Source organism: Limnohabitans sp., from assembly GCF_030158565.1.
Lineage (GTDB): Bacteria > Pseudomonadota > Gammaproteobacteria > Burkholderiales > Burkholderiaceae_C > Limnohabitans_A.
Map to the genome: position 1 here is coordinate 22,527 of NZ_JAOASQ010000045.1, position 25,070 is coordinate 47,596.

Genomic DNA, 25,070 nt, shown 5'->3' on the forward strand with positions numbered 1-25,070 from the left:
GGGGAGACGGTCAGGCGATAAGGCGCCGACCTGGGGGCTTACTTGAAGCCCACGCGGTCGAGCATTTGCTGGACCTTGATCTGGTTCATGCCGACGGCGCTGATCGGGATCAGCTCGCTTTTGAAGCTGCCGCCGGTCATGGCTTTCAAGGCCGGGTTGTCAAAGCTCACCCCTTTGGCGACAGGCCACTCGTTGTTGCCGTTGGCAAAGTGGTTTTGGGCGCTGGGGCTGGCCAGGTATTCCAGGAACTTGATCGCGTTGTCCGGGTTTTTGGCATAACGGGCCACGGCGCCACCGGCCACATTGACGTGCGTGCCCCAACTCGACTGGTTCGGAAAGACCACACCGATGCGTTCGGTCACGGCTTTGTCGGCCGGATTGGTCGAACGCATCATGCGCGCCAGGTAGTAAGTGTTGGTCACGGCCACACTGCATTCACCTGCGGCCACGGCCTTGATCTGGTCGGTGTCGCCGCCTTTGGGGCTGCGGGCCATGTTGTCCACCAGGCCCTTGAGCCAGGCTTCGGTTTTTTGCGGGCCCAGGTGCTCGGTCATGGCACCGAACAGGCTCAGGTTGTAGGGGTGCGAGCCGGAGCGGATGCACAAGCTGCCTTTGAGTTTGGGGTCGGCCAGTTTTTCGTAGCTGTCCACATCGGACTTGCTGAGCTTGAGCTTGTCATAGACCACCACACGGGCCCGGGTGGACAGGCCAAACCAGGCAATGCCACCGTTGTCGGTGGCTTTGGCGTGCAGGTTGGCCGGAATGGCTGCTTCGAGGACTTTCGATGACACGGGCAGAAAAAGGCCATCGACCTCGGCGCGCCACAGGCGGGCGGCATCTACCAGCAAAATCACGTCTGCCGGGGAGGCCGAGCCCTCGGCCTTGAGACGGGCGAGAATACCGGCATCGTCGGCATCGACCCGGTTGATCTTGATGCCGGTGGCTTTGGTGAAGTCGCTGTACAGCGCTTCATCGGTCGGGTAGTGGCGAGCCGAATAGATGTTGACCACTTTGTCCTGGGCAAAAGCCATGGACGAGGCGATCAGCAAGGGCAGTGTGATGGCGGCAGGCAGGAGGCGCATGGTGGTGCTCTCGGGCTTTGTTTCGATGTGAAAATTCTAACTCAAATGCGAATCATTATCAATAACTTTTTAAAATCAGGGAAAAAGATGGACGGTCACAAGACCTCGCCGCAGTGGCTGGCCCGAGGTGGCATGGGCCTGTTGGCGGCTTTGCTCAGTGCTTGCACCAGCTTGCCACCGGTCGCGGTCAACACCGAAGTGAAGACCACCCCAACGCCCACACAGTCCTCGCCCACCGTCGAAGTGCCCTTGGTGCGCCGACCTGTGCATCTGGGTTTGGCTCTGGGCGGGGGCGCGGCGCGTGGCTTTGCCCACGTGGGCGTGATCCAGGTGCTGGAGGAGGCCGGGTTGAAGCCCAGCCACGTGGTGGGCACATCGGCCGGCTCACTGGTGGCCGCCTTGTATGCGAGTGGCAAGAGCGTGCCCGAGCTGCGCAAAGCCGCCGAAACCATGGAAGAGGCGGAGATCACCGACTGGATGGTGCCTTTGCTCAACCGGGGCGCCTTGCGGGGTGAGGCCTTGGCCAAATACGTGAACGCCCAGGTGGGCGGACGTAACCTGGAAAACATGAAGATTCCGCTGGGCATTGTGGCCACCGATTTGCGCAGCGGCGAGGCCATCACCTTCCGCCGGGGCAACACTGGCTCGGCAGTGCGTGCCTCCAGTGCTGTGCCGGCCGTGTTCCAGCCGGTGCGCATTGGCGACCGGGAGTACGTGGACGGCGGTCTGGTGGCCCCGGTGCCGGTGCATCAGGCCCGTGAGATGGGGGCCAATTTCGTGATCGCGGTGGACATCTCCAGCGACCCGGAGGGCAACCCCGCCGGTGACACTTTCCAGATTTTGTTGCAGACCTTCACCATCATGGGCAAAAGCATCAACACCTTGGCGCTCAAGGAGGCGGACATCGTGATCCGTCCGGCGCTGTCCGGTGTCAAAAGTGCCGACTTCAGCGCCCGCCGCCGCTCGATCGAAGCGGGACGGGTGGCCATGCTGGCGCAGCTGCCGCGCCTGAAAGAGCGCCTGGCGGCTTTTGAAGCCGGGCGCTGATCAGGCGGGCATAAAAAAAGGGCTGATCTTGCGATCAGCCCTGAAGGGATCCCTGTTTCCCAGATGAAATTCAAAAGGATCCGAGGAGACAACTTGCAAATTCAGGGGGCCGGTCCTTGCAAAACCAGCCGCCTGTGAAAAATCACTTCTTCTTGCCAGCTTTGGGGGCAGCAGCCGAAACGGCAACCAGATTGGATTCGGCCAGATCGGTGGCTTGCTTGACGGCTTTTTGCACGGATTCGAAAGCGGTGTTGGCGGCAGTCACGGCACCCTTCATCATGGCCACGGCTTGCTCGGAGCCAGCGGGGGCGTTTTGCGCAGCGCTGTCCACCAAAGAGGCGAACTGCTTTTGAGCGGCCGCAGCTTGGGCTTCGAAAGCCTTGGTGAATTCGCCACCGGTGCCGGAAGCGATGTCGTACAGGTGACGGCTGTAAGCAGCGGTCTTTTCAGCCAAAGGCTGGAACAGGTTGGCTTGCATGGCCAGCAGTTCTTGGGCGTCTTTCACGCTCAGAGCGGCTTGGGTGTTGTTGGCGGACTCGTCCAAAGCGGCTTTGGCGGCGGTCAGGTTCAGCTCGACCAGTTTTTCCACGCCTTCGAAGGCTTTGGCGGTCAAACCAAACAGGGTTTCCACATTGGCTTTGTGTGAGGCGACGATTTGTTCAGCGGTCATCATGAGAATCTCCAAAAAAGGTTTCAAAGGGACTGCGCCGAAACTGGCCGGGGCCGTACAACTTTGTTGCAGTGCAGCATGGTTTCAATTTTAGGGTTTCTCAGCTCGCTTGCAAGGGGTTTAGCCGCTTCGCGCAGCAGTTTAGAGAGCGTTTTCTAGAATCGAGCTTTCCGCCCTGGCTCCCTCGTACGCCTTCATGCACGCTTACTACGCCGATCACTTTGTTTTGCCCTTGCCTGAAGGCCACCGCTTTCCGATGCGCAAGTACAGCCGCCTGCGCGACCGGCTCACGCAGGAGCTGCCCGGTGTGCGGATGCGCGAAGCCCCTGCGGCCAGCGACGGCGAGCTGGCGCTGGTGCACACCCCGGCCTACATCCAGGGCGTGGCCACCGGCAGTCTTGATCCGGCCATTCAAAGAGAGATCGGTTTTCCGTGGAGCCCGGCCATGGCCGAGCGGGCCCGCCGCTCGGTGGGCGCCAGTGTGGCCGCCGCCCGCGATGCGCTGGTGCAAGGCGTGGCAGGCAACCTGGCTGGTGGCACCCACCACGCCTACGCCGACAAAGGCGGTGGCTTTTGTGTGTTCAACGACATCGCGGTCACGGCCCGCCTGATGCAAGCCGAAGCCTGGCGACAGCACCGCCAGCAGATGGAGGTGGCCGTCATCGATCTGGATGTGCACCAAGGCAACGGCACGGCGGCCATCTTTGCCCGGGATGCGAGCGTGTTCACCTTGTCGCTGCATGGCGAAAAGAACTTCCCTTTCCGCAAAGAGCCCAGTGATCTGGATGTGGGTCTGCCCGACGGCTGCACCGATGCGCCGTATCTGGAGGCGCTGCACCAGGCTTTGCAGACCCTGCAGGACCGGTTTGATCCGCACCTGGTGATTTACCTGGCCGGGGCCGACCCGCACGAGGGCGACCGCCTGGGCCGCCTCAAGCTCACGGCCGACGGCATGCAGGCGCGTGACCGGGTTGTGATGGATTGGGCCTGGCAGCGGCGCCTGCCGGTGGTGTTGTGCATGGGCGGGGGTTACGGCCACGACATCGAGACCACGGTGCAGGTGCAAATGCAGACCTGGCAGGTGGCCTTGGACTATTGGCAACGCTGGCACAATCTCAGGCGATGAACACGCCTGCCAAACCTCAGCCCGAAAGCCGCGATGCCTACAAGGCGTTTCGCGCCATCACCACCCGCTGGATGGACAACGACGTCTACGGCCACGTGAACAACGTCGTGTACTACAGCTGGTTCGACACTGCTGTGAATGCGACCTTGATCGAAAAAGGCGTGCTCGACATCCACGGCGGCAGCACCATCGGCCTGGTCATCGAGACCCAGTGCAATTACTTTGCGCCGCTGGCCTTTCCGCAGACCATCGACGCGGGCATCCGTGTGGCCAAGTTGGGCACATCGAGCGTGCGTTACGAGGTGGGCTTGTTCGCCCAAGACGAGCCCCTGTGCGCCGCCAAAGGCCATTTTGTACACGTGTACGTGGACCGCGAAACGCGGCGCCCCGTGCCCTTGCCCCCCGCATTGAAAGCTTATCTGGAGACCTTGACATGAGCATCCCCCACATCGACCAACAAGTCAGCGCCCGCGTCAGCGATGCGGCCAGCGTGGACACCGCCATCCTGAGCCGGTTTTCGGCCCGCGCCTTTTTGCCACAAGCGGTGGATCGCCAAGTGCTCGAAGAAGTGCTGCAAGTGGCCGCCCGCGCCCCCAGCGGCACCAACACCCAGCCCTGGAAGGTCTATGTGCTGCAAGGTGCCAAGCGCGATGAACTGGTCGCCAAGACCTGCGCTGCGCACGACGCCATCAGCGCCAACCCCGCTTTGGCCTCTGAATACGCCGAGGTCTACGACTACTACCCTGAAAAATGGGTCAGCCCCTACATCGACCGCCGCCGCGAATGCGGCTTTGGCCTGTACGGCGTGCTGGGCATCGGCAAGGGCGACAAAGACCGCATGCACGCGCAGCACCAGCAGAACTTCCGCTTTTTCGACGCACCCGTGGGCCTGATCTTTACCATCGACAAAGTCATGGGCCGAGGCAGCTTGCTCGACTACGGCATGTTTTTGCAGTCCATCATGGTGGCCGCCCGTGCGCGGGGCCTGCACACCTGCCCGCAAGCGGCCTGGAACAACTTCAGCAAGATCATCTTGCCCCATGTGGGCGCGGGCGAAAACGAGATGGTGGTCTGCGGCATGGCGCTGGGCTATGCCGACGAGTCGGCTCTGGTCAACACCTTCCAGACCACGCGTGTGAACGCGCAGGACTTCACCCACTGGGTGGCGTGAGTCGGTAGTCTGAGAACAAAGGGGCTGGTTTGGGTCTGGACAGTTTTGCGCTGCAGTTGCTCAACGGGCTGAGCCACGCCACCACGCTGTTTCTCATGGCTTCCGGGCTGACGCTGATCTTTGGCGTCACCCGCATCGTCAACTTTGCGCACGGCAGTTTCTTCATGCTCGGGGCGCTGTTCTCGGCCCATGCGGTGACCCGCTGGTGGCCGGTCTTGGCCGATTCGTCAGTGAGCTATGCCGGGGCCATGTTGCTGGGGGCTGCTGTGGCGGCGCTGGTCGGGGCGCTGGCCGAATTCGCCTTGCTGCGCCGCATGCGCCAAGCCCCGGAGCTTTATCAATTGGTCGCCACCTTTGGCCTGACGCTGGCGCTGCACGACGCGATGCGCTGGTTTTTCGGGCCCGACGAGGTGTTTGCGCCGCGCTTTCCGGGCCTCAAGGGTGCGGTCGCTTTGGGCGAGGCGTACTTTCCGACCTGGCAACTTTTCACGCTGCTGCTGGGCCCCTTGGTTTGGTGGGGCTTGCACGCGCTGCTGACCCGCACGCTGTGGGGCAAGCAGGTCAAAGCCGCCACGCAAGACCGCGACATGCTGGACGCACTGGGCGTCAAGCCCGCGCCGCTGATGCTGGGCGTGGTCATGCTCGGCTGTGCTCTGGCGGGCCTGGCCGGTGCTTTGCAGCTGCCGCGTGAGCCGGCCAATTTGCAGATGGATGTGAGCGTGGTGGTCGAAACCTTTGTGGTGGTGGTCACGGGCGGTCTGGGCAGCGTGGGCGGGGCTTTTGCGGCGGCGGTGCTGATTGGCGTCATCCACGCGTTGGGCGTGGCTTGGGTGCCGCAAGCCACGCTGGTGTTGGTGTTTTTGACCATGGCCGTGGTCTTGGTTGTGCGGCCTCAAGGCTTGGGCGGTGCGGCAGTAGCGGCCACGCAGCGTGAGGCGGTGCCGGTTTTCTCAGTGGCCCCGCAGGGTGCGCTGCGCTGGCTTGGGCCTGCGCTGGTGGCGGCGGTGCTGGCTTGGGCGCTGGGGCAGGGCGACTACAGCCGCAGCCTGACGGAAGACCTGCTGGTCATGTTGCTGTTGGGCTTGAGCTTGCAAGTGATGATGGCGCTGGGCGGTCTGGTGAGCTTTGGCCATGCAGCTTTTTTTGCGCTGGGCGCTTACGGCGCGGCGCTGGTGCATGTGCAGTGGGGCTGGGCTTTGCTGCCCGCACTGGCGGCAGGCATGGCGCTGGCGCTGGCCGTGGCGGCGGTGTTTGGCCTGGTGCTGGTGCGCATGAGCGGGGTGTACCTGGCCATGTTGTCGCTGGCGCTGGCGCAAGTCATCTGGGCCGGGGCCAGCCAGTGGGTGGCCCTGACGGGGGGCGACAACGGCCTGATTGGGCTCACGCTGATCGCGCCCGAGTCGCGTGCTGTTTTTGATGCGTTGCTGCTGGCGGGCGTGCTGGCAGCGGTCGCCATGCTGGGCCGCTGGAGCGTGTCCAGCCGGGGGGCGGCTTTGCAGGCTTTGCGCGATGCGCCTTTGCGTGCGGCCGCCAGTGGCCTGCCGGTCAATCGTTTGCGCTATCAGGTGTTTGTGCTCAGCGCGGCTTTGGCCGGGTTGGCCGGTGGCTTATGGGCCGCCATCAAGGGCGCGGTCTTCCCGTCGGTGGCCAGCGTGGGCACCTCGGTCGATGCGCTGTTGGTGATCTTGCTCGGTGGCGTGCACCAGCTGTGGGGTGCTCTGGTGGGCAGCGCCTTGCTGGTCTGGGGCGGTGCCGAACTGGGCCAGGGCCTGGAGTATTGGCGCGGCGTGCTGGGCCTGGTGATCATGGCCGTCATGGTGCTCTCGCCCAGCGGCGTGCTGGGCGGTTTTCAGTCCTGGTGGCTGGCAAGGCGGAGGTCCGCATGAGCCTGATTGTTCAAGATCTGCTGCGCCACTACGGCGGTGTCAAAGCGCTCGACGGGGTGAGCTTCGAGGTGCCGTCCGGCCAGTGTGTGGCCCTGATCGGGCCCAACGGCGCGGGCAAGTCCACCTGTTTTGCTTGCCTGGCAGGGCAGCAAACGCCCGGCAGTGGCCGCGTGGTCTGGCGTGGTCAAGACGTCACCGGCCTGCAGCCTGCCCAGCGTCAGGCGCAGGGCATGGCCCGCACCTTTCAGGTGGCGCAAACCTTTGAAGCCCTCACCGTGCAGCAAAACTTGCAGCTGGTTTTGTCCCGCGAGCGGCTGTCGTGGTGGGATCGCTTGGCGGGCCGTCATGCTGCTCAAGCCCTGCAGGCTTTGGCCCAAGTGGGCTTGGGCGATCAAGCCCAGACCGTGGTGGCCGATTTGCCCTACGGTGCCAAAAAGCGGCTGGAGTTGGCCATGGCGTTGGCGGGTCTGTCAGAGACGGGTGAGCGCATTTTGTTGCTCGACGAACCCGCGGCCGGTCTGGCCCCTGCTGAGCGCGCCGACATGATGGCGTTGGTGCGTCAGGTGGCCACCGATGGCGTCACGGTGCTGTACACCGAACACAATATGGACGCCGTTTTTGGCGTGGCCGACCGGGTGCTGGTGCTCATGCAAGGGCGCTTGGTGGCCGACGGCACGCCCGAGGTGGTGGCGCAAGACCCGCAGGTGCGCGAGCGTTACCTGGGGCTCGATTTCGACATGTCTCTGGGCATGCATTCCGACATGAAAGGGCAGCGCGATGCTCGCGGTTGAAGGCCTGAACGCCTGGTGGGGCCATGCGCAGGCGCTGTTTGAAGTGCACCTGCAAGTGGGCGAGGGCGAGTTGGTGGTCTTGCAAGGGCTCAACGGTGCGGGTAAATCCACGCTGCTCCAGTCATTGATCGGCATTGGCCCGCGTGTGCAGGGCCGCATCACTTGGGACGGCCAGGCCATTCAAAGCTGGCCAGCCCACCGCCGTGCGCGGGCCGGGCTGGGCTTTGTGGCCGAAGACCGGCGGCTGTTCACCAGCTTGTCGGTGCAAGACAATTTGTGGATCGCCGCGCAAACCGAAGGGCAAGGGACGCCTGCCGAGCGCTACGCCCGTGTGCTGGCTTTGTTCCCACAGCTGCAGCCCATGCTGCAGCGCCCCGCCAGCCAGATGAGTGGCGGCGAACAGCAAATGCTGGCTTTGGCCCGTACCCTGATGACCGGCCCCCGCTTGCTGCTGCTGGATGAACCCTGCGAGGGCATCGCCCCGGTGCTGGTGGCGGCCATGCGCGATGCGCTGCTGCAATTGGCCCGCGAAGGCGTGACCATGCTGGTGGCCGAGCAAAACCACATCCTGGCCAGCCACGCGCAGCGGGTGCTGACCTTGGTGGGCGGCCGGGTGGTGTGAAGGTTCAAAGCCAGCGGAAAGCCAGGGTGGCGATCGCGGTGGGCGGCAAGGCTGCCAGCAGCAGGCGCAGCGGGGCGATGGTGTTGTCTGGAAAATAGCCCTTGAGGATGGCCGCGCCCGCCGGGTTGGGCGCGTTGGCAATCAAGGTCAGGCCACCACCGGTGACGGCTCCCGCAACCAGTGCCACTTTGAACTCTTGACTCAGACCGGGCACCAATGAACCCAGATAGGTGATGGCCGCGTTGTCGGTGATGGCTGTGAGCGCTGTGGCACCATAGAAAACCGCATCGCTTGGAAGGCGCATGAGCAGCGGCTCCAGCCACCATTGCTGCAAGCCGCCCAGCACCACCAGCCCGGCCAGGAAAAACGACACCAGCAAGGCCTCTCGCAAAATCAGTTCGCTTTGGTGTTGACGCCAAGCGCTGGCGAACCCCAAAAACAGCAACAACAGCCCGATGAACACCACCGGGTGGTGCGCAAAAAAGACAACGCCACCCAGGAAAAGCAAGTGCATGGCCATGATGCCGGCGGGCACAGTGGCCACTTGCGAAGGGGGGCTGGGGGGCAAGGCGCTCAATTCGCGCCGCAAAATCAGCGTGGCCCCCAAGGCATTGATGCATACGGCGATGGCTGCCTTCCACCCAAAGGTGAAAAGCATGAAGCCTGCATCCCATTGCCAGACCTTGGCCACCATCAGCACGGGTGGCGCGGCAAACGGGGTCAAGGTGCCGCCAATGGACACGTTCACGAAGAGCACCCCCAAGGTGATGTACTTCAGCCGTTCTGACACGTCCCGACTGAACAAGGTGTCGCGCAGCAGTAAAGCCCCGAGTGTCATGGCGGCGGGCTCGGTGATGAGTGATCCGAGCAAGGGCACCAGTGACAGCACCACCATGTAAAGCGCCAACAGGGGGTGTTGGGGCCATAACCGGGTGATTCGCAGGATCAAGCCTCGCGCCAAACTCAGGATGGGGCGTGTGCCCGCGATCACCATGACGGCAAAGACGAAAAGGGGTTCCGTGAAATTGCGCGACTCGAGGTAGTTCAGTGTCCGGTCTTGACCGATCAGCGCGAAGAACGTCGCCATCAACAAGCAAGCCCAAAGACCGAAGACGACTTCGACTTCGCCCAGCAGATGCCAAAGACCGGCATGCCGAGGGTGCGTGTGAGCCAGGTGCTCAAAAAAGCGTGTGGAAAATGAGTGGATCAGGGCCAGTGCAAACACAGCAGCGGCCATCCATTGCAGTAAGGAATCGGTGGGAAAAGTCAAGGCAAGGCTCCGGTGCGAGGCGGCCCGACCATCGCACATACCTGTTGCGCCACCGATGGCGTAACACCCTATAGCGATATTAGCTGATCAGATTGACTCGCTAATATCTGGTTAATATCACGCTCTTGCTTACCGCATCGCCCCGTTTCTGTGGGGTGGTCACCTTTTGCCATGATCATCACCAGTCTGCTCGACACCGACCTGTACAAATTCACCATGATGCAGGTCGTGCTGCACCAGTTCCCGGGTGCCCAGGTCGAATACAAATTCAAGTGCCGCAACCCCGGCGTGGCATTGGCACCTTTCGTCAACGAGATCCGCCAGGAAATCCGCTCACTGTGCAGCCTCAACTTCAAGGAGTCCGAGCTGCAGTACCTGCGCTCACTGCGCTTCATCAAGAGCGATTTTGTGGACTTTCTGGGCTTGTTCAAGCTCAACGAAAAATACATCCAGGTCACGGCCTTGCCCTCTGGCGAGATCGACATCACCATCCAGGGCCCTTGGCTGCACACCATTTTGTTTGAAATTCCGGTGCTGGCCATCGTCAACGAGGTGTACTTCCGCAACACCCAGAAGGTGCCCGATCTGATGGAAGGCCGTCGCCGCGTGGACCAGAAAATCGCGCAGTTGCAGGGCGCAGGTCTGGAAACGCTCAAGATCGCCGATTACGGCACGCGCCGCCGCTTTTCGCGGGCCTGGCACGAAGAGGTGCTGCGCGTCTTGTCGGCCCGTTTGGGCACCGGCCCTCAAGGCCAGTTTGCGGGCACCAGCAATGTGTATTACGCCTACCTGCTGGGCCTGACGCCCCTGGGCACCATGGCCCACGAATACCTGCAGGCCGCGCAGGCCTTGGGCCCGCGTCTGCGAGACAGCCAGATTTTTGCTTTCGAATCTTGGGCCAAGGAGTACCGGGGTGACCTGGGCATCGCGCTGTCCGATGTGTACGGGTTTAACGCCTTCCTGCGTGACTTTGACCTGTATTTTTGCAAGCTGTTTGATGGGGCGCGCCACGACAGCGGTGACCCGTTCAGCTGGGGCGAGCGCATGATTGCCCACTACCAGCATAACCGGGTGGACCCGAAAACCAAGACCCTGATCTTCAGCGACAGCCTGACGATCCCGCGCACCATCGAGCTGTACCAGCAGTTCCGGGGGCGCTGTCAGCTGGCTTTTGGCGTGGGCACCAACCTGACCAACGATTTGGGATACGAGCCGCTGCAGATCGTCATCAAGATGACCCGCTGCAATGGCCAGCCCGTCGCCAAGTTGTCAGACACGCCGGGCAAAGGCATGTGCGATGACGAAAAATACTTGGCATATCTGAAACAGGTTTTTGAAATTGACTCAACCGAAACCATCGCTGTATTGAAAGGGGTCTGATGTGCTGACGGCAATCATTGCTATTTTTGTTTTGGCTTATGCCGCTATTGCTTTTGAGCACCCACTCAAGATCAATAAAACCGCGACGGCTTTGCTGGCTGCAGGGGTGCTCTGGACCCTTTACGCACTTGGGAACACGGATGCTGAACAAGTGAGTCATCAATTGGGTGAGTCGCTGATGTCGACGGCTCAGATCGTGTTTTTCTTGATGGGGGCCATGGCCATTGTGGAGGTTGTGGATGCCCACAATGGATTTGAAATCCTCACCTCGCGCATCCAGACCCGTTCCTTGTCGGGTTTGATGTGGTTGGTTGGGCTGGTCACATTTTTTCTCAGCTCGGTGCTCGACAACTTGACGACAGCCATCGTGATGGTGTCGTTGATGAAAAAATTGCTGGACCAGCGTGAAGATCGTTTGTTTTTTGCCGGAGCCATCGTCATTGCCTCCAATGCAGGCGGCGCTTGGTCACCCATCGGCGATGTCACGACCACCATGCTTTGGATTGGCGGGCAGATCACGGCCCTGGAAATCATGAAGGGGGTTTTTGTTGCCTCGTTGACCAGTTTGCTGGTGCCTTTGGCCGCCATGGCGTATGTGGTGCGTGGGCGTGAGGTGCTCTCACCAGCGCTTGCAGAGCGCGCCGATTTGACCGATACGCCGGCTTTTGAGCGCAATCTGATGTTTTGTTTGGGCTTGGGCATCCTGGTGGCTGTGCCGGTGTTCAAGGCACTGACGCATTTGCCACCGTTCATGGGCATTTTGCTCGGCCTGGGCTTGTTGTGGCTGGTGGGTGATCTGGTGCACAAGGACAAAACCGACGAGGCCAAAGCCCACCTGACGCTGGTCAGCGCTTTGACCCGCATTGACATGAGCGCAGTGCTGTTTTTCGTGGGCATTTTGCTGTCGGTTGCCACGCTGGAGCACACCCATATTCTGTCCTCGCTGGCGCAGTGGTTTGATCAAACTGTTGGGCGCCAGGATGTGATCGTCATGATCATTGGCTTGGTCAGTGCCGTGGTGGACAACGTGCCTTTGGTCGCAGCTTCCATGGGCATGTACAGCCTGACACAGTATCCGCCCGACAGTTTCCTGTGGGAATTTTTGGCTTATTGCGCAGGCACCGGTGGCTCGATCCTGATCATCGGTTCAGCCGCTGGGGTGGCTGCGATGGGGCTGGAAAAAATCGATTTTGTCTGGTACGTCAAGAAAATCAGCGTTTGGGCTTTGTTGGGCTATTTCGCTGGGGCCGCTTTGTACATCCTTCAGTTTCATTTGACGCACTGAATGACCATGACCTGAATTTTGAGTGAAACCATGAATAAACCTTCCATCTTGGTGGCACGCGCCATCTTCCCCGAGGTCCTGCAGTCTTTGACGCAGGTGTTTGAAGTCGAGAGCAACCAGGCCGATGAGGTTTGGTCTGCCGCAGAACTGACCCGCCGCATGCAGGGCAAAGTGGGCGCATTGACCACCGGCAGCGAGCGCATCGACGCTGCGCTGCTGCAAGCCAATCCTCAACTGCGCATCGTGGCCAACATGGCTGTGGGCTTCAACAACTTTGACGTGCCCGCCATGACCGCTGCGGGCGTGGTGGCCAGCAACACGCCTGACGTGCTGACCGAGACGACTGCTGATTTTGGCTTTGCGCTGCTCATGGCCACAGCCCGCCGCATCACCGAAAGCGAGCATTTTCTGCGCGCAGGCCAGTGGACCAAGTGGAGCTACGACATGTTTGCCGGGGCCGAAGTGCACGGCTCAACCATTGGCATCATCGGCATGGGTCGCATTGGTCAGGGCATTGCCCGCCGCGCCGCGCACGGCTTTGGCATGAATGTGATTTATCACAACCGCAGTCGCCTGAGCGCAGAGTTGGAAGCCGAGTGCAAAGCCCGTTATGTGAGCAAGGAAGAGCTGCTCAAGACTGCGGACCATGTGATGTTGGTCGTGCCCTACAGCGCCGAGTCGCACCACACCATCGGCGCGGCCGAGCTGGCGCAAATGAAGCCCAGCGCCACGCTGGTCAACATTGCACGCGGCGGCATTGTGGACGATGCGGCTTTGGCCAAAGCCCTGGCTGCGCGCCAAATCGCTGCGGCGGGCATCGATGTGTTCGAGGGCGAGCCCTCGGTTCACCCCGATTTGCTCAAGGTGCCCAATGTGGTGCTCACGCCGCACATTGCCAGCGCCACCGTCAAGACGCGCCGCGCCATGGCCCAGCTGGCGGCCGACAACCTGATCGGGTTCTTCACGCAAGGCCGGGCGGTGACGCCGCTCAACACGGTGGCCGGACGCGCCGCATGAACGAAACCTGGCTGCTGATCGCCCTGGTGGCGCTGAACCTGGTCTTGCTGGTGCTGCTTGTGCTCCGCAAGCCCGCACCGCAAGAAGACAGCCCGGAACGCCAAGCGCGGTTGGCCGAGCAATCGGCCTGGCAACAGCAACAGTTCGAGGCCGTGCAAGGCCAGACCGAGCGCTTGGAGCGCGAACTGCGCACCGAGATCAGCCAGTCGGGCGTGCAGGGTCGGCAAGAGGCCATGCAGACGCTGACCTTGTTTCAGCAATCGCTGTTGCAACAAAGTGCCGAGGCCACCCGCACCCAAAACCAGCAGATCGATGCCTTGGCCCAGCAACTGGCCTTGCTGCAGAAAAGCCTGACCGACAGCTTGGCGCAGCAGGTCAATGCGCTGTCGGAGGCCAACGCCCGCCGCCTGACCGAGATGCGCGGCACCATGGAAACCCAGCTGGCCCAGCTGCAACAAAGCAACGCCGCCAAGCTCGACGAAATGCGCCAGACCGTCGACGAAAAACTTCAGGCCACGCTGCAAGCCCGGCTGGGTGAGAGCTTCAAGCAAGTGGCCGACCGGCTGGAGCAGGTGCACAAGGGCCTGGGCGAGATGCACACCCTGGCGCAAGGCGTGGGCGATCTCAAGCACCTGCTGACCAACGTCAAGACCCGTGGCATGTTTGGCGAGGCGCAGCTTGCTTCTTTGCTGGAACAGGTGCTGACCCCCGAGCAATACGCCGTGCAGGTGGCCACGCGCCCCGGCGACAAAAACCGGGTGGACTTTGCCATTCGCTTGCCCGGCCGCTCTGACAGCGGCCAACCTGTGTGGCTGCCGATCGATGCGAAGTTTCCCAACGAAGACTACGAGCGCCTGCTCGAAGCCCAGGGCCGTGCCGATCCGGTGCAGGCCGAGCTGTGCGCCAAGGCACTTGAAGCCCGCATCAAGCTCGAAGCCAAGTCGATCGCCGACAAATACCTGGAGCCGCCGCACACCACCGACTTTGCTGTGATGTTTTTGCCCACCGAAGGCCTGTATGCCGAGGTCTTGCGCCGCCCAGGTTTGATGGAAGCCTTGCAGCGCGACCACCGCGTCACGCTGGCGGGTCCGACCAATTTGATGGCCATGCTCAACGCCCTGCAAATGGGCTTCAGAACTCTGGCGCTCGAAAAGCGCTCCAGCGAAGTCTGGCAGGTGTTGGGCGCGGTCAAAACCGAGTTCGGCAAGTTTGGCGATGTGCTCGACAAGGTGCGCAACCAGACGCAAACCGTGCTCAACACGCTCGACCAGGCGCAGACCCGTAGCAACGTGATGAACCGCGCCTTGCGGCAGGTGGATGCCTTGCCCGAGTCCGACGCGCAGGCCTTGCTGCCCGGTGGCGATGCCTGATCGGCGCTGGGCATGAAGCGCGAACTCACGCGCCTGATTGCCGGGCAAATTTTTCTGCACGCCTGCATGGCGGGCACCCGCATGGCCGTGCCCTTGCTGGCTTTGCAGCAGGGCTTCAGCGCCATGGCCGTGGGGGCTTTGCTGGCCTTGTTTGCATTGACCCAGGTGTTTCTGGCTTTGCCGGCAGGGCGCTACGCCGACCGCAAAGGCTTGAAAGCCCCGTTGGCCTTGAGCGTGGCCATCGCCTTCACCGGCGTGAGCCTGTCGGCGATTTGGCCTATTTTCCCGATGTTGTGCGTGAGCGCCTTGGCCTCGGGTGGCGCCACCGGGATGGCGGTCATTGCCTTGCAGCGCCATGTGGGCCGTTTGGCCCATGGGCCTGCCGAGCTGAAAAGTGCTTTCAGCTGGCTCTCGATCGGTCCAGCCATTTCCAACTTTCTGGGGCCTGTGCTGGCGGGCTTGATGATCGACTTTGCCGGACCAGCGCGTGCGCATGAGACGGGCTTTCGGGTCGCGTTTTTGCTGATGGCCTTGTTGCCTTTGCTCACTTTGCTGTGTGTGCGCCGTGTGCGCGAAAAGACGTCACCCGTGCTTGAAGGCCCCAAAGAAAAAAAGCATGTGCTGGACCTGCTGCACCAGCCCATGATGCTGCGCTTGTTGGGGGTCAACTGGTTGCTGTCTTCCTGCTGGGATGTGCATACCTTTGTGGTGCCTTTGCTGGGGCACGAGCGCGGTTTGAGCGCTTCGGTGGTGGGCACCATCCTCGGGTCATTCGCGGTGGCGGCGGCCACCATTCGGCTGTGTTTGCCCTGGGTCTCACGCCATCTGCACGAATACCAGATCATCACCACCTCCATGGTGTGCACGGCGGTCTTGTTTGGGGCCTACCCCTTTATGCCCACGCCCTGGGCCATGGGCATGTGTTCGGTCTTATTGGGTTTGGTGCTGGGCGCTGTGCAGCCCATGATCATGAGCACCTTGCACCAGATCACCCCTGCGCACCGTCAGGGCGAGGCGCTGGGCCTGCGCTTGATGAGCATCAACGCCTCCAGCGTCCTGATGCCTATGTTGTTTGGTGCAGCCGGGGCCATTGCGGGCGTGGCGCCGGTGTTCTGGGTGGTGGGGGCGGCGGTGGGGCTCGGGGCCAAGTCGGCCTTCAAGCTGCGCCCACATGGACACATGACCCCAAGAGCTTGAGAGGGCGGGTCATGCCGGACTTGATCCGGCATCCAGGTGTTTCCTGATGGACCCCGGATCAAGTCCGGGGTGACAAGGTGGTAGTCCGGGGTGAAACGAGCTTGGTTCTGGGTGACACAGGGTTGGTTCGAAGTGACACAGGGTTGGTTCGAAGTGACACAGGGTTGGTTCGGGGTGACACGGCGTTGTTCTACCGGACACGGTGTTTGCCGATCCTTCCTTGTCTTCAGGCCTCAGGCACATTCAGTTGGTAGAAGTCGCAAATGGCTTTCCAGGCGGCTTCGGGTGTGTCCACGTAGCGGAACAGCTGGAGGTCTTCGGCGGAAATCGTACCTTCATCGACCAGAACTTCCATGTTGATCAGGCGCGTCCAGTAATCGGTCCCAAACAGCAAGATCGGCACCCGGCGTGCTTTGCGGGTCTGCACCAAGGTCATCACCTCGAACAATTCATCGAGCGTGCCAAAGCCGCCTGGAAAGGCGACCAAGGCTTTGGCACGCATCATGAAATGCATTTTTCGCAGTGCAAAGTAGTGGAACTTGAAGCTCAGATCCGGCGTGACATAGGGGTTGGGGTGTTGCTCGTGCGGCAAAGCGATGTTCAGTGCCACCGAGGGCATGCCGACTTCGTGGGCTCCCCGGTTGGCTGCTTCCATGATGCCGGGGCCACCGCCCGTGCAGATGTAGAGCTTTTCATCCTGCGGCAGGCAACGGCAAGATTGGGCGACCAGTTGTGCAAAGGTGCGGGCTTTTTCGTAGTGCAGTGCGTTGCGCACCTGAGTCAAGGCCTGGGCAATGGCGGGGGCCTGTGCCGTTTGCTGGGCGGCCTGGAGTCGGGCTTGCGCTGTGGCCATGTCGGTGAATCGGGCGCTGCCAAACACCACCACGGTGTGCTCAATGCCGGCTTCGGTCTGGGCCAGATCGGGCTTGAGCATTTCCAGTTGCAAGCGTACCCCACGGGTTTCGCGGCGCAAGAGGAATTCAGGGTCGGCAAAGGCCAGACGTTCTGCTTGCGGCTCCAGCCAGCCGGCATCGTGAAAATCGGTTTGGGTTTCAGCCCAAGCGTGGGGAATGGAAGGGGACTTGAGGTCTTGGATCGATTGCATGCTGCCATTGTGCATCTGGCCTGCGGTGCCAAGCGACACGGCGGTTTCGATGCCCCCATGAAAAAAGCCCCTTGCGGGGCTTTCTGTTCAGGCCGATCTGAAGATCAGACGCGCTTACGGTATTCGCCGGTGCGGGTGTCGATTTCGATCTTGTCGCCTTGGCTCACGAACAAAGGCACGGGCACTTCCATGCCAGTGGCGATCTTGGCGGGCTTGAGCACTTTGCCCGATGTGTCGCCTTTGACGGCTGGCTCGGTCCAGGTGATCTCGCGCACCACGCTGGTGGGCAATTCCACCGAGATGGCTTTCTCGTTGTAGAACACCACTTCGAGTTCCATGCCGTCTTCGAGGTAGTTCAGGGCGTCGCCCATGTTGGTGGCTTCGACTTCGTACTGGTTGAAATCGGTGTCCATGCAAACGTACATCGGGTCAGCGAAGTAAGAGTAGGTGCACTCTTTCTTGTCCAGAATGACCTGGTCCATCTTGTCGTCGGCGCGGAACACGACTTCGGTGCCGAAGTTGGCGATCAAGCTTTTGAGCTTCATGCGCACGGTGGACGAGCCACGGCCGCCGCGTTGGTATTCGGTGCGCAGGACGACCATGGGGTCTTTGCCGTGCATGATGACGTTGCCGACGCGGATTTCTTGAGCGGTTTTCATAGGAATTGAGTCTGAAATGAAAAAGGGTGGCTTGAAGCCAAGCCCTTTATTCTAACCTGCGAGGGCTGGGTTTGCTTCTGCCAACAGCGACTTGGGATCAATCCCGGGTCGTCAGGCCATGGGCCAAAGCACCCAGCACAATGCCACCCAAAGCCCACAGGATGTCGGTGTTGCCCGTGCCCAAAGCCGCAATGGCCGGGCCGGGGCAAACACCCGACAAGCCCCAGCCCACGCCAAAAATGGCCGAGCCGATCACGGTCTGGCGGTTCCAGCTGGCAGGCTGGGTGAGGAACTGTCCGCCCAGCAGGGGGCGTGCGAACCAGCGCGGAAATCCCTTGTAGGCCAGCATGGCCAGACCGGCCGCGCCGCCCATGACCAGCATCAAGCCCCAGTCCTTGAACTGCAAAAAGCCCAGGACCACCTCGGGCTGGACCATGGTGGCGAGTGACAGGCCAAAGCCAAACAGGGCACCGGCCAGCAGGGTGACCAGCGCTTTGGAAAAAGTCAGGGTATTCGGGTTCATGCCAGGCTCCAGGCGATCAGGTTGGCGGTCAAAAAGGCGGTGGCCATGAAAGTCAGCACCGCGCCCAGCGATGGCAGTTGCAATGAGCCCAGCCCGCAAATGCCATGGCCTGAGGTGCAGCCGTTGCCAAGGCGCGCACCGTAACCCACCAGAAAACCACCCACCAGCAGCTGCCACACCGGCACGTGGGTGTGCTGTGCTTGGCCGCCCGCCAATGCAAAGCGCCAGACCAGTGCCCCCAGCACCACGCCCAAGGCGTAGACCAGACGCCAGCTGCGGGAGCCGAGAAAGCGCTCTTGCTGAAAGAAGGGGCGCTTGAACACCCAGGACCAGCTGCTGGAAAAGACGGTGCTCATGCCACCGACCCAGCCGTTGAACAAATAAAGCAGCGCCACGCCAGCGCCAATCGTCAGGCCGCCCAGCAGGTAGTGCTGCCAGCCAAACGGGAATAAGGTTGGGAAGAGAGTGTCGATGAGGGTCATGGGGCCGGATTATCCCTGCAGCTGAAGTCAGGCGTTTGTCGTCTGGGTTGGAAAAAAGTCCATGAGTTGGGCGTGCAATGCGTTTTGTGTGAGCAGTCCGGCGCGTGCAGCTGTGGCACAGGCGGACCAAGTCTCGCGGGTCTCGGCGTTCAATGTGGGCCAAGCTGTGTTTTCAATGCCATTCCAAATCCGATGCGCCCGCCGCAGGCTCTCCGGCGCTTGCATCCAGTCCAAAAACGCCTCCAGCTTGGCATGGTGCGCGTTGTCGTCTTGCGGGTAGATGTGCCAGATGAAGGCTTGGCCCGCCCACAGGGCGCGCACCAGCGAGTCTTCGCCGCGCACAAAGTTGAGGTCGCAGGCCCAGAGCATTTCGTCGAAGCCATTTTGGTGGGTGTAGGGCAGGGCGCTCCAGCTGGGGTGCACGGGCATGTGGGCCAGTGCTTGTTGCACCGCCGCCAGCGGGCGGCCGGGGGTGACCAGCAGGTGGTGGGGCGTGTCCACAAGTTGGGCCAACAGTTGGGGCAGGGCGGCGGGCTCGTAGCAAAACAGGCTGATCAGCAGGCCGTCCGGTGCCAGGCTTGGGGCGTGCTTTTGACGCCATGCATCCCGGTCGAAATGCTGTTGTCTGTCCAGCAGGTCGGTTTCGCGCAGCAGGCCGCCCGTGTCTGCCGTGAAGCCGGGGTAGAAAAAGTGTTTGGTCCAGCCTTTGGCCGGGCCGCTCATCACGGGCGAGGGCAGGCGGTGCATGCGCGGCACCCAGTCCTCTGCGCTCAGGTATTCGAGGTTGATCCAGGCCGGTTGTTTCGCGTGCGTGGCGACGCCATGGGTGACAAAGGCTTCGGGCAGGGTGCAGCCAAAGGCTTCGATCCACACATCGGCGGGCCTCAAGCCGTGCAGCACTTCGCTTTGGCTGCCATCAGACCAGGGCAGCACCTGCAAGTGGGGCAGGGCGTGGGCGTCAGGGGCCATCCAACTGAGGGCCGAGGTATCGTCCACCCACAGGCGCACCGACTGGCCTTGGGCCAGCAGCTGGCGCGTGAGCCGCCAGCACACACCCAGGTCGCCATGGTTGTCGATGACGGTGCAAAAAATGTCCCAGAGGCGGTGCGTCTTCATGGGAGGAGATTGTCGGGGCAAAGTGTTTCACCGTCACAATACGCGCCATGACAGCGGCACACGACGAATCTTTGCTGGCCCAGGTGGCTGCGCTCCCGGCTTTGCCGGGGGTTTACCGCTACTTCGATGCGCAGGGCAACGTGCTGTATGTCGGCAAGGCCAAGCAGCTCAAAAAGCGGGTGTCGAGCTATTTTCAGAAGGACCATGGCGGCACGCGCATTGGCCACATGGTCAGCAAGATCGCCCGCATGGAGACCACGGTGGTGCGCTCCGAGGCCGAGGCGCTGCTGCTGGAAAACAACCTGATCAAGACGCTGAACCCGCGTTTCAACATCCTGTTTCGGGATGACAAGACCTACCCCTATTTGAAGTTGACCGGCAACGGCACTTTGTACCTGAAGGCCGAGGGCGGTGCGCCCGATGCGCAGACTTATCCGCGTGTGGCCTATTACCGGGGCTCGGTCGAGAAAAAACACCGCTACTTTGGCCCGTTTCCCAGTGCCTGGGCGGTCAAAGAGACGATCCAGCTTTTGCAAAAGGTGTTCCGCTTGCGCACCTGCGAAGACACGGTGTTTGCCAACCGCAGCCGCCCCTGCTTGCTGTACCAGATCAAGCGTTGCTCGGGCCCCTGCGTGAACCTGATCAGCCCGCAAGGCTATGCCGACGATGTGAAGCATGCCGAGCGCTTTTTGAAAGGCGAGACCCAGGCCCTGCTGCAAGAGATGGAAGCGCGGATGATGGCGCACGCCGAGCAGCTGGAATTCGAGCTGGCCGCCGAGGTGCGCAACCAGATGTCGGCGCTGTCCAAGGTCTTGCACCAGCAGTCGGTGGACACGGGCACCGACACCGATGTGGACATTTTGGCGGTGCGTGTGCAGGGCGGGCGCGCTTGCGTGAACCTGGCCATGGTGCGCGGCGGGCGGCATTTGGGGGACCGGGCTTATTTTCCGGCGCATGTGGAAGACGCCCACGCTTTGCAGGCGGTGGATGAGGAAGATCAAGTCGCCCGTCCAGTCGAGGAGCAGGTGCTTGAAGCCTTTTTGGCGCAGCATTACATCGGCATTCCGGTGCCTGCGGCCCTGATCACCAGCGTGGCGGTGGACAAAGCCTTGGTCGATGCACTGTCGCAGCAAGCGGGTTACAAGATCGCCGCCGTGCACAACCCGCGTGAGCAGCGCCGGGTGTGGCTGGAGATGAGCGAGAAAAATGCCGACATCCAGCTGGCGCGTTTGCTGGCCGAAGAGGGCTCGCAGCAGGCCCGCACCCGGGCACTGGCCGATGCGCTGGACCTGGCCCCGGACGATCTGGATGCGCTGCACATCGAGTGTTTTGACATCTCGCACACGGCGGGCGAGAACACGCAGGCTTCGTGCGTGGTGTTTCGCCAGCACAAGATGCAAAGCAGCGAGTACCGCCGCTACAACATCGAGGGCATCACGCCCGGTGACGATTACGCCGCCATGCGCCAGGTGCTGATGCGCCGCTATGGCAAGCTGGCCGAAGCCATGCGTTCTGCCGAAGGCACGGCCCGCTTGCCCGATTTGGTGCTGATCGACGGCGGCAAGGGCCAGGTGTCCATGGCCAAAGAGGTGTTCACCCAGCTGGGGCTGGATTTGTCACGCATCGTGGGCGTCGAAAAAGGCGAGGGCCGTAAGGTGGGCCTGGAAGAACTGGTGTTCGCCGATGGCCGCGAGAAGGTTTATCTGGGCAAGGACTCGGCCGCGTTGATGCTGGTGGCGCAGATCCGCGACGAGGCGCACCGCTTTGCCATCACCGGCATGCGGGCCCAGCGGGCCAAGGTGCGCATGGGCGGCAGCAAGATCGAGGAGATCCCCGGCATCGGGCCTCGCAAACGCGCTCGCCTGTTGCAGCGCTTTGGCGGAGTGCGGGGCGTGGAGGGCGCAAGCGTCGAGGATCTGGCCGGGGTTGAGGGCATTTCACGCGAGCTGGCCGAGACGATTTACCAGGCCCTGCACTGAAGGTCGCCCGCTTGTCAGAGAAACGCCAAACAGCCGTGCCACAATGAGAGCCATGTTTTTCACGATTCCAACCCTCATGACCTGGACGCGCATCGTCGCGATTCCCTTGATCGTGGGTGTGTATTACTGGCCTGGTCTGACGGTGGCCACGCAAAACCTGATCGCCACGTCCATGTTCGTGGTGTTTGCCATCACCGACTGGCTCGATGGTTATTTGGCCCGCAAGCTCAACCAGGCCTCGGCCTTTGGCGCTTTCCTTGATCCGGTGGCTGACAAGTTTCTGGTCTGCGCGGCCTTGTTGATTTTGGTGCACATGCACCGTGTTCATGTGTTGATTGCGCTGGTGATCATCGGACGTGAAATCGCGATTTCTTCGCTGCGCGAGTGGATGGCCCAAATTGGCGCGGGCAAGAGCGTGGCCGTGCACATGGTGGGCAAACTCAAGACCACGGTGCAGATGGTGGCGATTCCTTTCTTGCTTTACGACGGCATGTTGTTCGGCGTCATCGACACCCGTGACTGGGGCGCTGTGTTGATCTTGCTTGCTGCCGTCCTGACCATCTGGTCGATGGTGTACTACATGCAAAAGGCCCTGCCTGAAATCCGGGCTCGGGTGAAATGAGCGCGTCTTCTCCGACTTCGGCATGGATCAAGGCCATGCCGGTGGTGTTTGTGCTGATCTGGAGCACCGGTTTCATCGTCGCCCGCTACGGCATGCCTTATGCCCCGCCATTCAGCTTTTTGCTGATGCGCTATCTGTTTTCCATCGTCTGTTTCCTGATCTGGATTGGCCTGGCCCGCGTGGCCTGGCCGTGTGACCGTGCGCAATGGCTGCATCTGGCGGTCACGGGTGTCTTGATGCACGCGGGCTACCTCGGTGGCGTATGGGCCGCTGTCAAGGCGGGCATGGGCTCGGGTTTGTCTTCTTTGATTGTGGGTTTTCAGCCGGTGCTGACCGCGATCTGGTTGTCCTGGAGCTTGCGCAGTTCGGGCCAGCCCGGCGTGACGCCGCGCCAGTGGGCGGGTCTCACGTTGGGCTTTGCCGGGCTGTTGATGGTGGTTTGGCGCAAGCTGACTTTGGGCTCGGCCATGGACCATGTGACACCGGTCAACATGGCGTTTGCCATTGGGGCGATGTTCAGCATCACGATTGGCACCCTCTATCAAAAACGGTTTGTGCAGCCTTGCGATGTCCGCTCGGCCAATGCCGTGCAGTTGTTGGCCGCCTCGCTGGTGACCCTGCCTTTGGCGCTGGCAGAGCCCGAGATCATCCAATGGAATGCCGAATCGATCGGCGCCATGGCCTGGGCGGTTCTGGGCTTGACCTTGGGGGGCAGCTCCTTGCTGTACATCCTGATCCAGCGCGGTGCGGCGGCGTCTGTCACCAGCCTGATGTACTTGGTGCCGCCGACCACGGCCATGATGGCCTGGTTGTTGTTTGGCGAGACCATCACCGCCGCGACGATTGCGGGCACCGCTTTGACGGCGCTGGGCGTCAGCCTCGTGGTGCGGCCTGCCCGGAGCTGAGCACTTTCCAGGGTTCTTCCCGGAACCGGTCGGCCAAAAATTCCTGCAGCAGTCGGATGCGCAAGGGCATCTGCGAGCGGTAGGGCGCCAGCCAGTGGATGTGCGCATCGTGCATCGCACAGTCCGGCAAGACCCGCACCAGCTGACCAGTCGCCAGCAGCGGTGCAATGTCCCACAAACTCCGCAGCATGATGCCCTGGCCGGCCAGGCACCAGTCGCGCACCATTTCGCCTGAATTGCTGGACAGCGGTCCCTTGACCGGGATATGCAAGGGCCGTGCAAAGCCTTCACGCGTCAGTCGCCATTCGTCAAAACGCTGGCCTTGTCCGGTTTCACCGCCGTTTTCGCGCACCACCAGACACTGGTGCTGCGTGAGTTGTTCGGGTGCCGTGGGCATGCCGTGTTGCCGCAGGTAGGCTGGGGCAGACGCCAGCACCCTTTGGTTGGGCGCCAGCTTGCGCGAGATCCATTCGGCGGCGATGTGTGCAGGTGGATTCCACAGCCAGATGGCGGCGTCGAACCCTTCGTTGGCCAGATCGGGCAGGCGTTCCGACAATTGCAGCTCGATTTGCACTGCCGGATAGCGCTGTTGAAAATCGGCCAGCAGCGGCCCGAGCCACAAGCGGCCAAAACCAAAGCTGCTGACCATGCGGATGGGGCCGGAGGGCTCGCTTTGGCGTTCGCGCAGCTCGTCTTCAATGGCGACAAAGCCCTGGAGCAGCTCGGCCGCGCGGTCGCACAGGGCATGGCCTTCGGTGGTGGGGCTCACGCGGCGGGTGGTGCGCTGAAAGAGCCGCACACCCAAATCGGCCTCCAGCGCAGACAAGCGCTTGGTCACCACGGGTGGCGCCAATTGCAATGCCCGAGCGGCTTTGCTGAGGCTGCCGTGCTGTCGCACGGCCAAGGTCAATTCAAGGTCTGAGCGGTCCAATTGTTTTCTTATTGTGAATAATCAATTGCCGGATTATTGCTGTTTTGAGCGCTAAGCTCGGGTCATGTTGGAAACTTTCACCCCTCTCACGGTCGAACGCCAAGGCGTGCAGTTGCACTCCCGCGCCGCAGGGGCGGGGACGCCAGTTTTGCTGCTGCACGGTCACCCGCAAAGCATGGCCATGTGGCACCGTGTGGCACCCGTGCTGGCGCAGACGCACCGCGTGGTGCTGATGGACTTGCGTGGCTATGGCGATTCTTCGCGCCCTGAGGCCGATGCCGAGCACCGCAACCACAGCAAGCGCGAGATGGCGCTGGACGCCCTGGCGGTGATGAAAGCCCACGGCTTTGAGCGCTTTGATGTGTTGGCCCACGACCGGGGTGCCCGGGTGGCCCACCGGCTGGCTGCCGATGCACCCGATGCCGTCAAGCGCCTGCTGCTGCTCGACATTGCGCCAACTTTGGCGATGTACGAAAACACCAACGAAGCGTTTGCCCGCGCCTATTGGCATTGGTTTTTCATGATCCAGCCACCCCCCTTGCCTGAAGCCCTGATTGAATCGGACTCGGCCCGTTATGTGCGCGGTGTGATGGGGGCACGCTATGCAGGCTTGGCGGCATTTGCCCCCGAAGCGCTGACCGAATACGAACGCTGTGCGGCATTGCCGGGCACCGCCCGATCGATTGCCGAAGACTACCGCGCCAGTGCCACGCTTGACTTGGAACACGACCGCGCCGATGTGGCCGCTGGCCGTCAGTTGCCACAGCCCCTTCGGGTGCTGTGGGGGCAGCATGGCGCGGTCGGGCGTTGCTTTGATGTGCTGGCCCTGTGGCG

Annotated in this window: 25 protein-coding genes; 16 read left to right on the forward strand and 9 right to left on the reverse strand. The window is 61.8% G+C overall.

All coding sequences use genetic code 11. The features are described 5' to 3' along the window. Positions 1-38 precede the first annotated feature (38 nt). The gene (locus tag Q1W40_RS09700) at positions 39-1,082 is read right to left on the reverse strand and encodes an extracellular solute-binding protein (RefSeq protein WP_300711339.1); all 1,044 of its coding nucleotides are present in this window, start codon (positions 1,080-1,082) and stop codon (positions 39-41) included. 87 nt (positions 1,083-1,169) lie between these two features. Between Q1W40_RS09700 and Q1W40_RS09705 the strand changes: the two genes are divergently transcribed. Further along, positions 1,170-2,129 carry a patatin-like phospholipase family protein gene (locus tag Q1W40_RS09705; protein WP_300711341.1) on the forward strand — a complete coding sequence of 320 codons (960 nt, stop codon included), beginning with the start codon at positions 1,170-1,172 and terminating at the stop codon, positions 2,127-2,129. 142 nt (positions 2,130-2,271) lie between these two features. Here Q1W40_RS09705 and Q1W40_RS09710 read toward each other — a convergent pair whose 3' ends face one another. Further along, on the reverse strand, positions 2,272-2,802 hold the full coding sequence (locus Q1W40_RS09710) for a phasin family protein (RefSeq protein ID WP_300711343.1): 531 nt from the start codon (positions 2,800-2,802) through the stop codon (positions 2,272-2,274). 193 nt (positions 2,803-2,995) lie between these two features. On the opposite strand from Q1W40_RS09710, the gene Q1W40_RS09715 reads away from it, so the two are divergent. The 6 genes from Q1W40_RS09715 to Q1W40_RS09740 are packed head-to-tail and all read left to right on the forward strand — an operon-like array spanning position 2,996 to position 8,395. Then, entirely contained in the window at positions 2,996-3,925 is a 930-nt protein-coding gene (locus Q1W40_RS09715) for a histone deacetylase (RefSeq protein WP_300711345.1), read from the forward strand. Further along, positions 3,922-4,362, forward strand: coding sequence for a thioesterase family protein (locus Q1W40_RS09720; RefSeq protein WP_108322830.1), 441 nt, complete (start codon positions 3,922-3,924; stop codon positions 4,360-4,362). The genes Q1W40_RS09715 and Q1W40_RS09720 overlap by 4 nt, the downstream gene beginning before the upstream one ends. Further along, the gene (locus Q1W40_RS09725; RefSeq protein WP_300711348.1) at positions 4,359-5,096 is read left to right on the forward strand and encodes a nitroreductase; all 738 of its coding nucleotides are present in this window, start codon (positions 4,359-4,361) and stop codon (positions 5,094-5,096) included. Before Q1W40_RS09720 ends, Q1W40_RS09725 begins: the two co-directional genes overlap by 4 nt. Before the next feature lie 29 nt (positions 5,097-5,125). Then, positions 5,126-6,982, forward strand: a complete 1,857-nt coding sequence (locus Q1W40_RS09730) for an ABC transporter permease (RefSeq protein ID WP_300711350.1) — start codon at positions 5,126-5,128, stop codon at positions 6,980-6,982. Next, positions 6,979-7,773: an ABC transporter ATP-binding protein gene (locus Q1W40_RS09735; protein ID WP_300711352.1), complete on the forward strand. Its 795-nt coding sequence runs from the start codon at positions 6,979-6,981 to the stop codon at positions 7,771-7,773. Before Q1W40_RS09730 ends, Q1W40_RS09735 begins: the two co-directional genes overlap by 4 nt. Then, on the forward strand, positions 7,760-8,395 hold the full coding sequence (locus tag Q1W40_RS09740) for an ABC transporter ATP-binding protein (protein ID WP_300711354.1): 636 nt from the start codon (positions 7,760-7,762) through the stop codon (positions 8,393-8,395). The genes Q1W40_RS09735 and Q1W40_RS09740 overlap by 14 nt, the downstream gene beginning before the upstream one ends. A gap of 4 nt (positions 8,396-8,399) precedes the next feature. Here Q1W40_RS09740 and Q1W40_RS09745 read toward each other — a convergent pair whose 3' ends face one another. After that, positions 8,400-9,665 (reverse strand): putative Na+/H+ antiporter, encoded by a 1,266-nt coding sequence (locus tag Q1W40_RS09745; RefSeq protein ID WP_300711356.1) that lies wholly within the window; start codon positions 9,663-9,665, stop codon positions 8,400-8,402. A 171-nt stretch (positions 9,666-9,836) separates the two neighbouring features. Between Q1W40_RS09745 and pncB the strand changes: the two genes are divergently transcribed. Genes pncB through Q1W40_RS09770 form a run of 5 tightly spaced genes read left to right on the forward strand, consistent with a single transcriptional unit; the run spans position 9,837 to position 15,914 of the window. Beyond that, entirely contained in the window at positions 9,837-11,045 is a 1,209-nt protein-coding gene (pncB, locus tag Q1W40_RS09750; protein ID WP_108322824.1) for a nicotinate phosphoribosyltransferase, read from the forward strand. 1 nt (position 11,046) lies between these two features. Further along, the gene (gene nhaD / locus Q1W40_RS09755) at positions 11,047-12,330 is read left to right on the forward strand and encodes a sodium:proton antiporter NhaD (protein ID WP_300711359.1); all 1,284 of its coding nucleotides are present in this window, start codon (positions 11,047-11,049) and stop codon (positions 12,328-12,330) included. A 30-nt stretch (positions 12,331-12,360) separates the two neighbouring features. Continuing rightward, positions 12,361-13,347, forward strand: coding sequence for a D-glycerate dehydrogenase (locus tag Q1W40_RS09760; protein WP_300711361.1), 987 nt, complete (start codon positions 12,361-12,363; stop codon positions 13,345-13,347). Then, positions 13,344-14,717: a DNA recombination protein RmuC gene (gene rmuC, locus Q1W40_RS09765; RefSeq protein WP_300711363.1), complete on the forward strand. Its 1,374-nt coding sequence runs from the start codon at positions 13,344-13,346 to the stop codon at positions 14,715-14,717. Before Q1W40_RS09760 ends, rmuC begins: the two co-directional genes overlap by 4 nt. 12 nt (positions 14,718-14,729) lie before the next feature. Continuing rightward, complete coding sequence (locus Q1W40_RS09770; RefSeq protein ID WP_300711365.1) at positions 14,730-15,914, forward strand: MFS transporter; 1,185 nt, start codon at positions 14,730-14,732, stop codon at positions 15,912-15,914. 226 nt (positions 15,915-16,140) lie between these two features. Here the strand turns inward: Q1W40_RS09770 and Q1W40_RS09775 are convergent, their stop codons facing one another. The 5 genes from Q1W40_RS09775 to earP all read right to left on the reverse strand — a co-directional run bounded on the left by Q1W40_RS09775 (position 16,141) and on the right by earP (position 19,799). Next, entirely contained in the window at positions 16,141-17,019 is an 879-nt protein-coding gene (locus Q1W40_RS09775) for a TIGR00730 family Rossman fold protein (RefSeq protein WP_300711367.1), read from the reverse strand. A gap of 104 nt (positions 17,020-17,123) precedes the next feature. Beyond that, on the reverse strand, positions 17,124-17,678 hold the full coding sequence (gene efp, locus Q1W40_RS09780) for an elongation factor P (protein WP_062404128.1): 555 nt from the start codon (positions 17,676-17,678) through the stop codon (positions 17,124-17,126). Between the two features lie 97 nt (positions 17,679-17,775). Next, the gene (locus tag Q1W40_RS09785) at positions 17,776-18,201 is read right to left on the reverse strand and encodes a DUF6691 family protein (RefSeq protein ID WP_300711370.1); all 426 of its coding nucleotides are present in this window, start codon (positions 18,199-18,201) and stop codon (positions 17,776-17,778) included. Next, positions 18,198-18,683 carry a YeeE/YedE thiosulfate transporter family protein gene (locus tag Q1W40_RS09790; protein ID WP_300711372.1) on the reverse strand — a complete coding sequence of 162 codons (486 nt, stop codon included), beginning with the start codon at positions 18,681-18,683 and terminating at the stop codon, positions 18,198-18,200. The genes Q1W40_RS09785 and Q1W40_RS09790 overlap by 4 nt, the downstream gene beginning before the upstream one ends. Before the next feature lie 27 nt (positions 18,684-18,710). After that, a complete protein-coding gene (earP, locus tag Q1W40_RS09795; protein WP_300711374.1) occupies positions 18,711-19,799 on the reverse strand; it encodes an elongation factor P maturation arginine rhamnosyltransferase EarP in 1,089 nt (362 codons plus the stop codon). A gap of 47 nt (positions 19,800-19,846) precedes the next feature. Here earP and uvrC point away from each other — a divergent pair, with 47 nt between their 5' ends. Genes uvrC through Q1W40_RS09810 form a run of 3 tightly spaced genes read left to right on the forward strand, consistent with a single transcriptional unit; the run spans position 19,847 to position 23,305 of the window. Beyond that, complete coding sequence (gene uvrC / locus Q1W40_RS09800) at positions 19,847-21,778, forward strand: excinuclease ABC subunit UvrC (RefSeq protein ID WP_300711376.1); 1,932 nt, start codon at positions 19,847-19,849, stop codon at positions 21,776-21,778. Positions 21,779-21,830: 52 nt separating this feature from the next. After that, positions 21,831-22,400: a CDP-diacylglycerol--glycerol-3-phosphate 3-phosphatidyltransferase gene (pgsA, locus tag Q1W40_RS09805; RefSeq protein ID WP_300711378.1), complete on the forward strand. Its 570-nt coding sequence runs from the start codon at positions 21,831-21,833 to the stop codon at positions 22,398-22,400. Beyond that, positions 22,397-23,305, forward strand: a complete 909-nt coding sequence (locus tag Q1W40_RS09810; RefSeq protein WP_300711380.1) for a DMT family transporter — start codon at positions 22,397-22,399, stop codon at positions 23,303-23,305. Before pgsA ends, Q1W40_RS09810 begins: the two co-directional genes overlap by 4 nt. On the opposite strand, the gene Q1W40_RS09815 is transcribed toward Q1W40_RS09810, so the two are convergent. After that, positions 23,274-24,236: a LysR family transcriptional regulator gene (locus tag Q1W40_RS09815; protein ID WP_300711382.1), complete on the reverse strand. Its 963-nt coding sequence runs from the start codon at positions 24,234-24,236 to the stop codon at positions 23,274-23,276. The genes Q1W40_RS09810 and Q1W40_RS09815 overlap by 32 nt on opposite strands. A 64-nt stretch (positions 24,237-24,300) precedes the next feature. On the opposite strand from Q1W40_RS09815, the gene Q1W40_RS09820 reads away from it, so the two are divergent. Next, positions 24,301-25,070, forward strand: a 770-nt coding sequence (locus Q1W40_RS09820) for an alpha/beta hydrolase (protein ID WP_300711384.1), incomplete at its 3' end; no start/stop codon positions are given.

Coding starts and splice junctions, on each gene's coding strand:
- pgsA (WP_300711378.1), top strand. CDS start 21,831: ATGTTTTTCACGATTCCAACCCTCATGACCTGGACGCGCATCGTCGCG.
- Q1W40_RS09790 (WP_300711372.1), bottom strand. CDS start 18,683: ATGACCCTCATCGACACTCTCTTCCCAACCTTATTCCCGTTTGGCTGG.
- Q1W40_RS09785 (WP_300711370.1), bottom strand. CDS start 18,201: ATGAACCCGAATACCCTGACTTTTTCCAAAGCGCTGGTCACCCTGCTG.
- pncB (WP_108322824.1), top strand. CDS start 9,837: ATGATCATCACCAGTCTGCTCGACACCGACCTGTACAAATTCACCATG.
- rmuC (WP_300711363.1), top strand. CDS start 13,344: ATGAACGAAACCTGGCTGCTGATCGCCCTGGTGGCGCTGAACCTGGTC.
- Q1W40_RS09740 (WP_300711354.1), top strand. CDS start 7,760: ATGCTCGCGGTTGAAGGCCTGAACGCCTGGTGGGGCCATGCGCAGGCG.
- Q1W40_RS09760 (WP_300711361.1), top strand. CDS start 12,361: ATGAATAAACCTTCCATCTTGGTGGCACGCGCCATCTTCCCCGAGGTC.
- efp (WP_062404128.1), bottom strand. CDS start 17,678: ATGAAAACCGCTCAAGAAATCCGCGTCGGCAACGTCATCATGCACGGC.
- Q1W40_RS09705 (WP_300711341.1), top strand. CDS start 1,170: ATGGACGGTCACAAGACCTCGCCGCAGTGGCTGGCCCGAGGTGGCATG.
- Q1W40_RS09720 (WP_108322830.1), top strand. CDS start 3,922: ATGAACACGCCTGCCAAACCTCAGCCCGAAAGCCGCGATGCCTACAAG.
- earP (WP_300711374.1), bottom strand. CDS start 19,799: ATGAAGACGCACCGCCTCTGGGACATTTTTTGCACCGTCATCGACAAC.
- Q1W40_RS09700 (WP_300711339.1), bottom strand. CDS start 1,082: ATGCGCCTCCTGCCTGCCGCCATCACACTGCCCTTGCTGATCGCCTCG.
- Q1W40_RS09735 (WP_300711352.1), top strand. CDS start 6,979: ATGAGCCTGATTGTTCAAGATCTGCTGCGCCACTACGGCGGTGTCAAA.
- Q1W40_RS09715 (WP_300711345.1), top strand. CDS start 2,996: ATGCACGCTTACTACGCCGATCACTTTGTTTTGCCCTTGCCTGAAGGC.
- Q1W40_RS09810 (WP_300711380.1), top strand. CDS start 22,397: ATGAGCGCGTCTTCTCCGACTTCGGCATGGATCAAGGCCATGCCGGTG.
- Q1W40_RS09775 (WP_300711367.1), bottom strand. CDS start 17,019: ATGCAATCGATCCAAGACCTCAAGTCCCCTTCCATTCCCCACGCTTGG.
- Q1W40_RS09770 (WP_300711365.1), top strand. CDS start 14,730: ATGAAGCGCGAACTCACGCGCCTGATTGCCGGGCAAATTTTTCTGCAC.
- uvrC (WP_300711376.1), top strand. CDS start 19,847: ATGACAGCGGCACACGACGAATCTTTGCTGGCCCAGGTGGCTGCGCTC.
- Q1W40_RS09725 (WP_300711348.1), top strand. CDS start 4,359: ATGAGCATCCCCCACATCGACCAACAAGTCAGCGCCCGCGTCAGCGAT.
- Q1W40_RS09710 (WP_300711343.1), bottom strand. CDS start 2,802: ATGATGACCGCTGAACAAATCGTCGCCTCACACAAAGCCAATGTGGAA.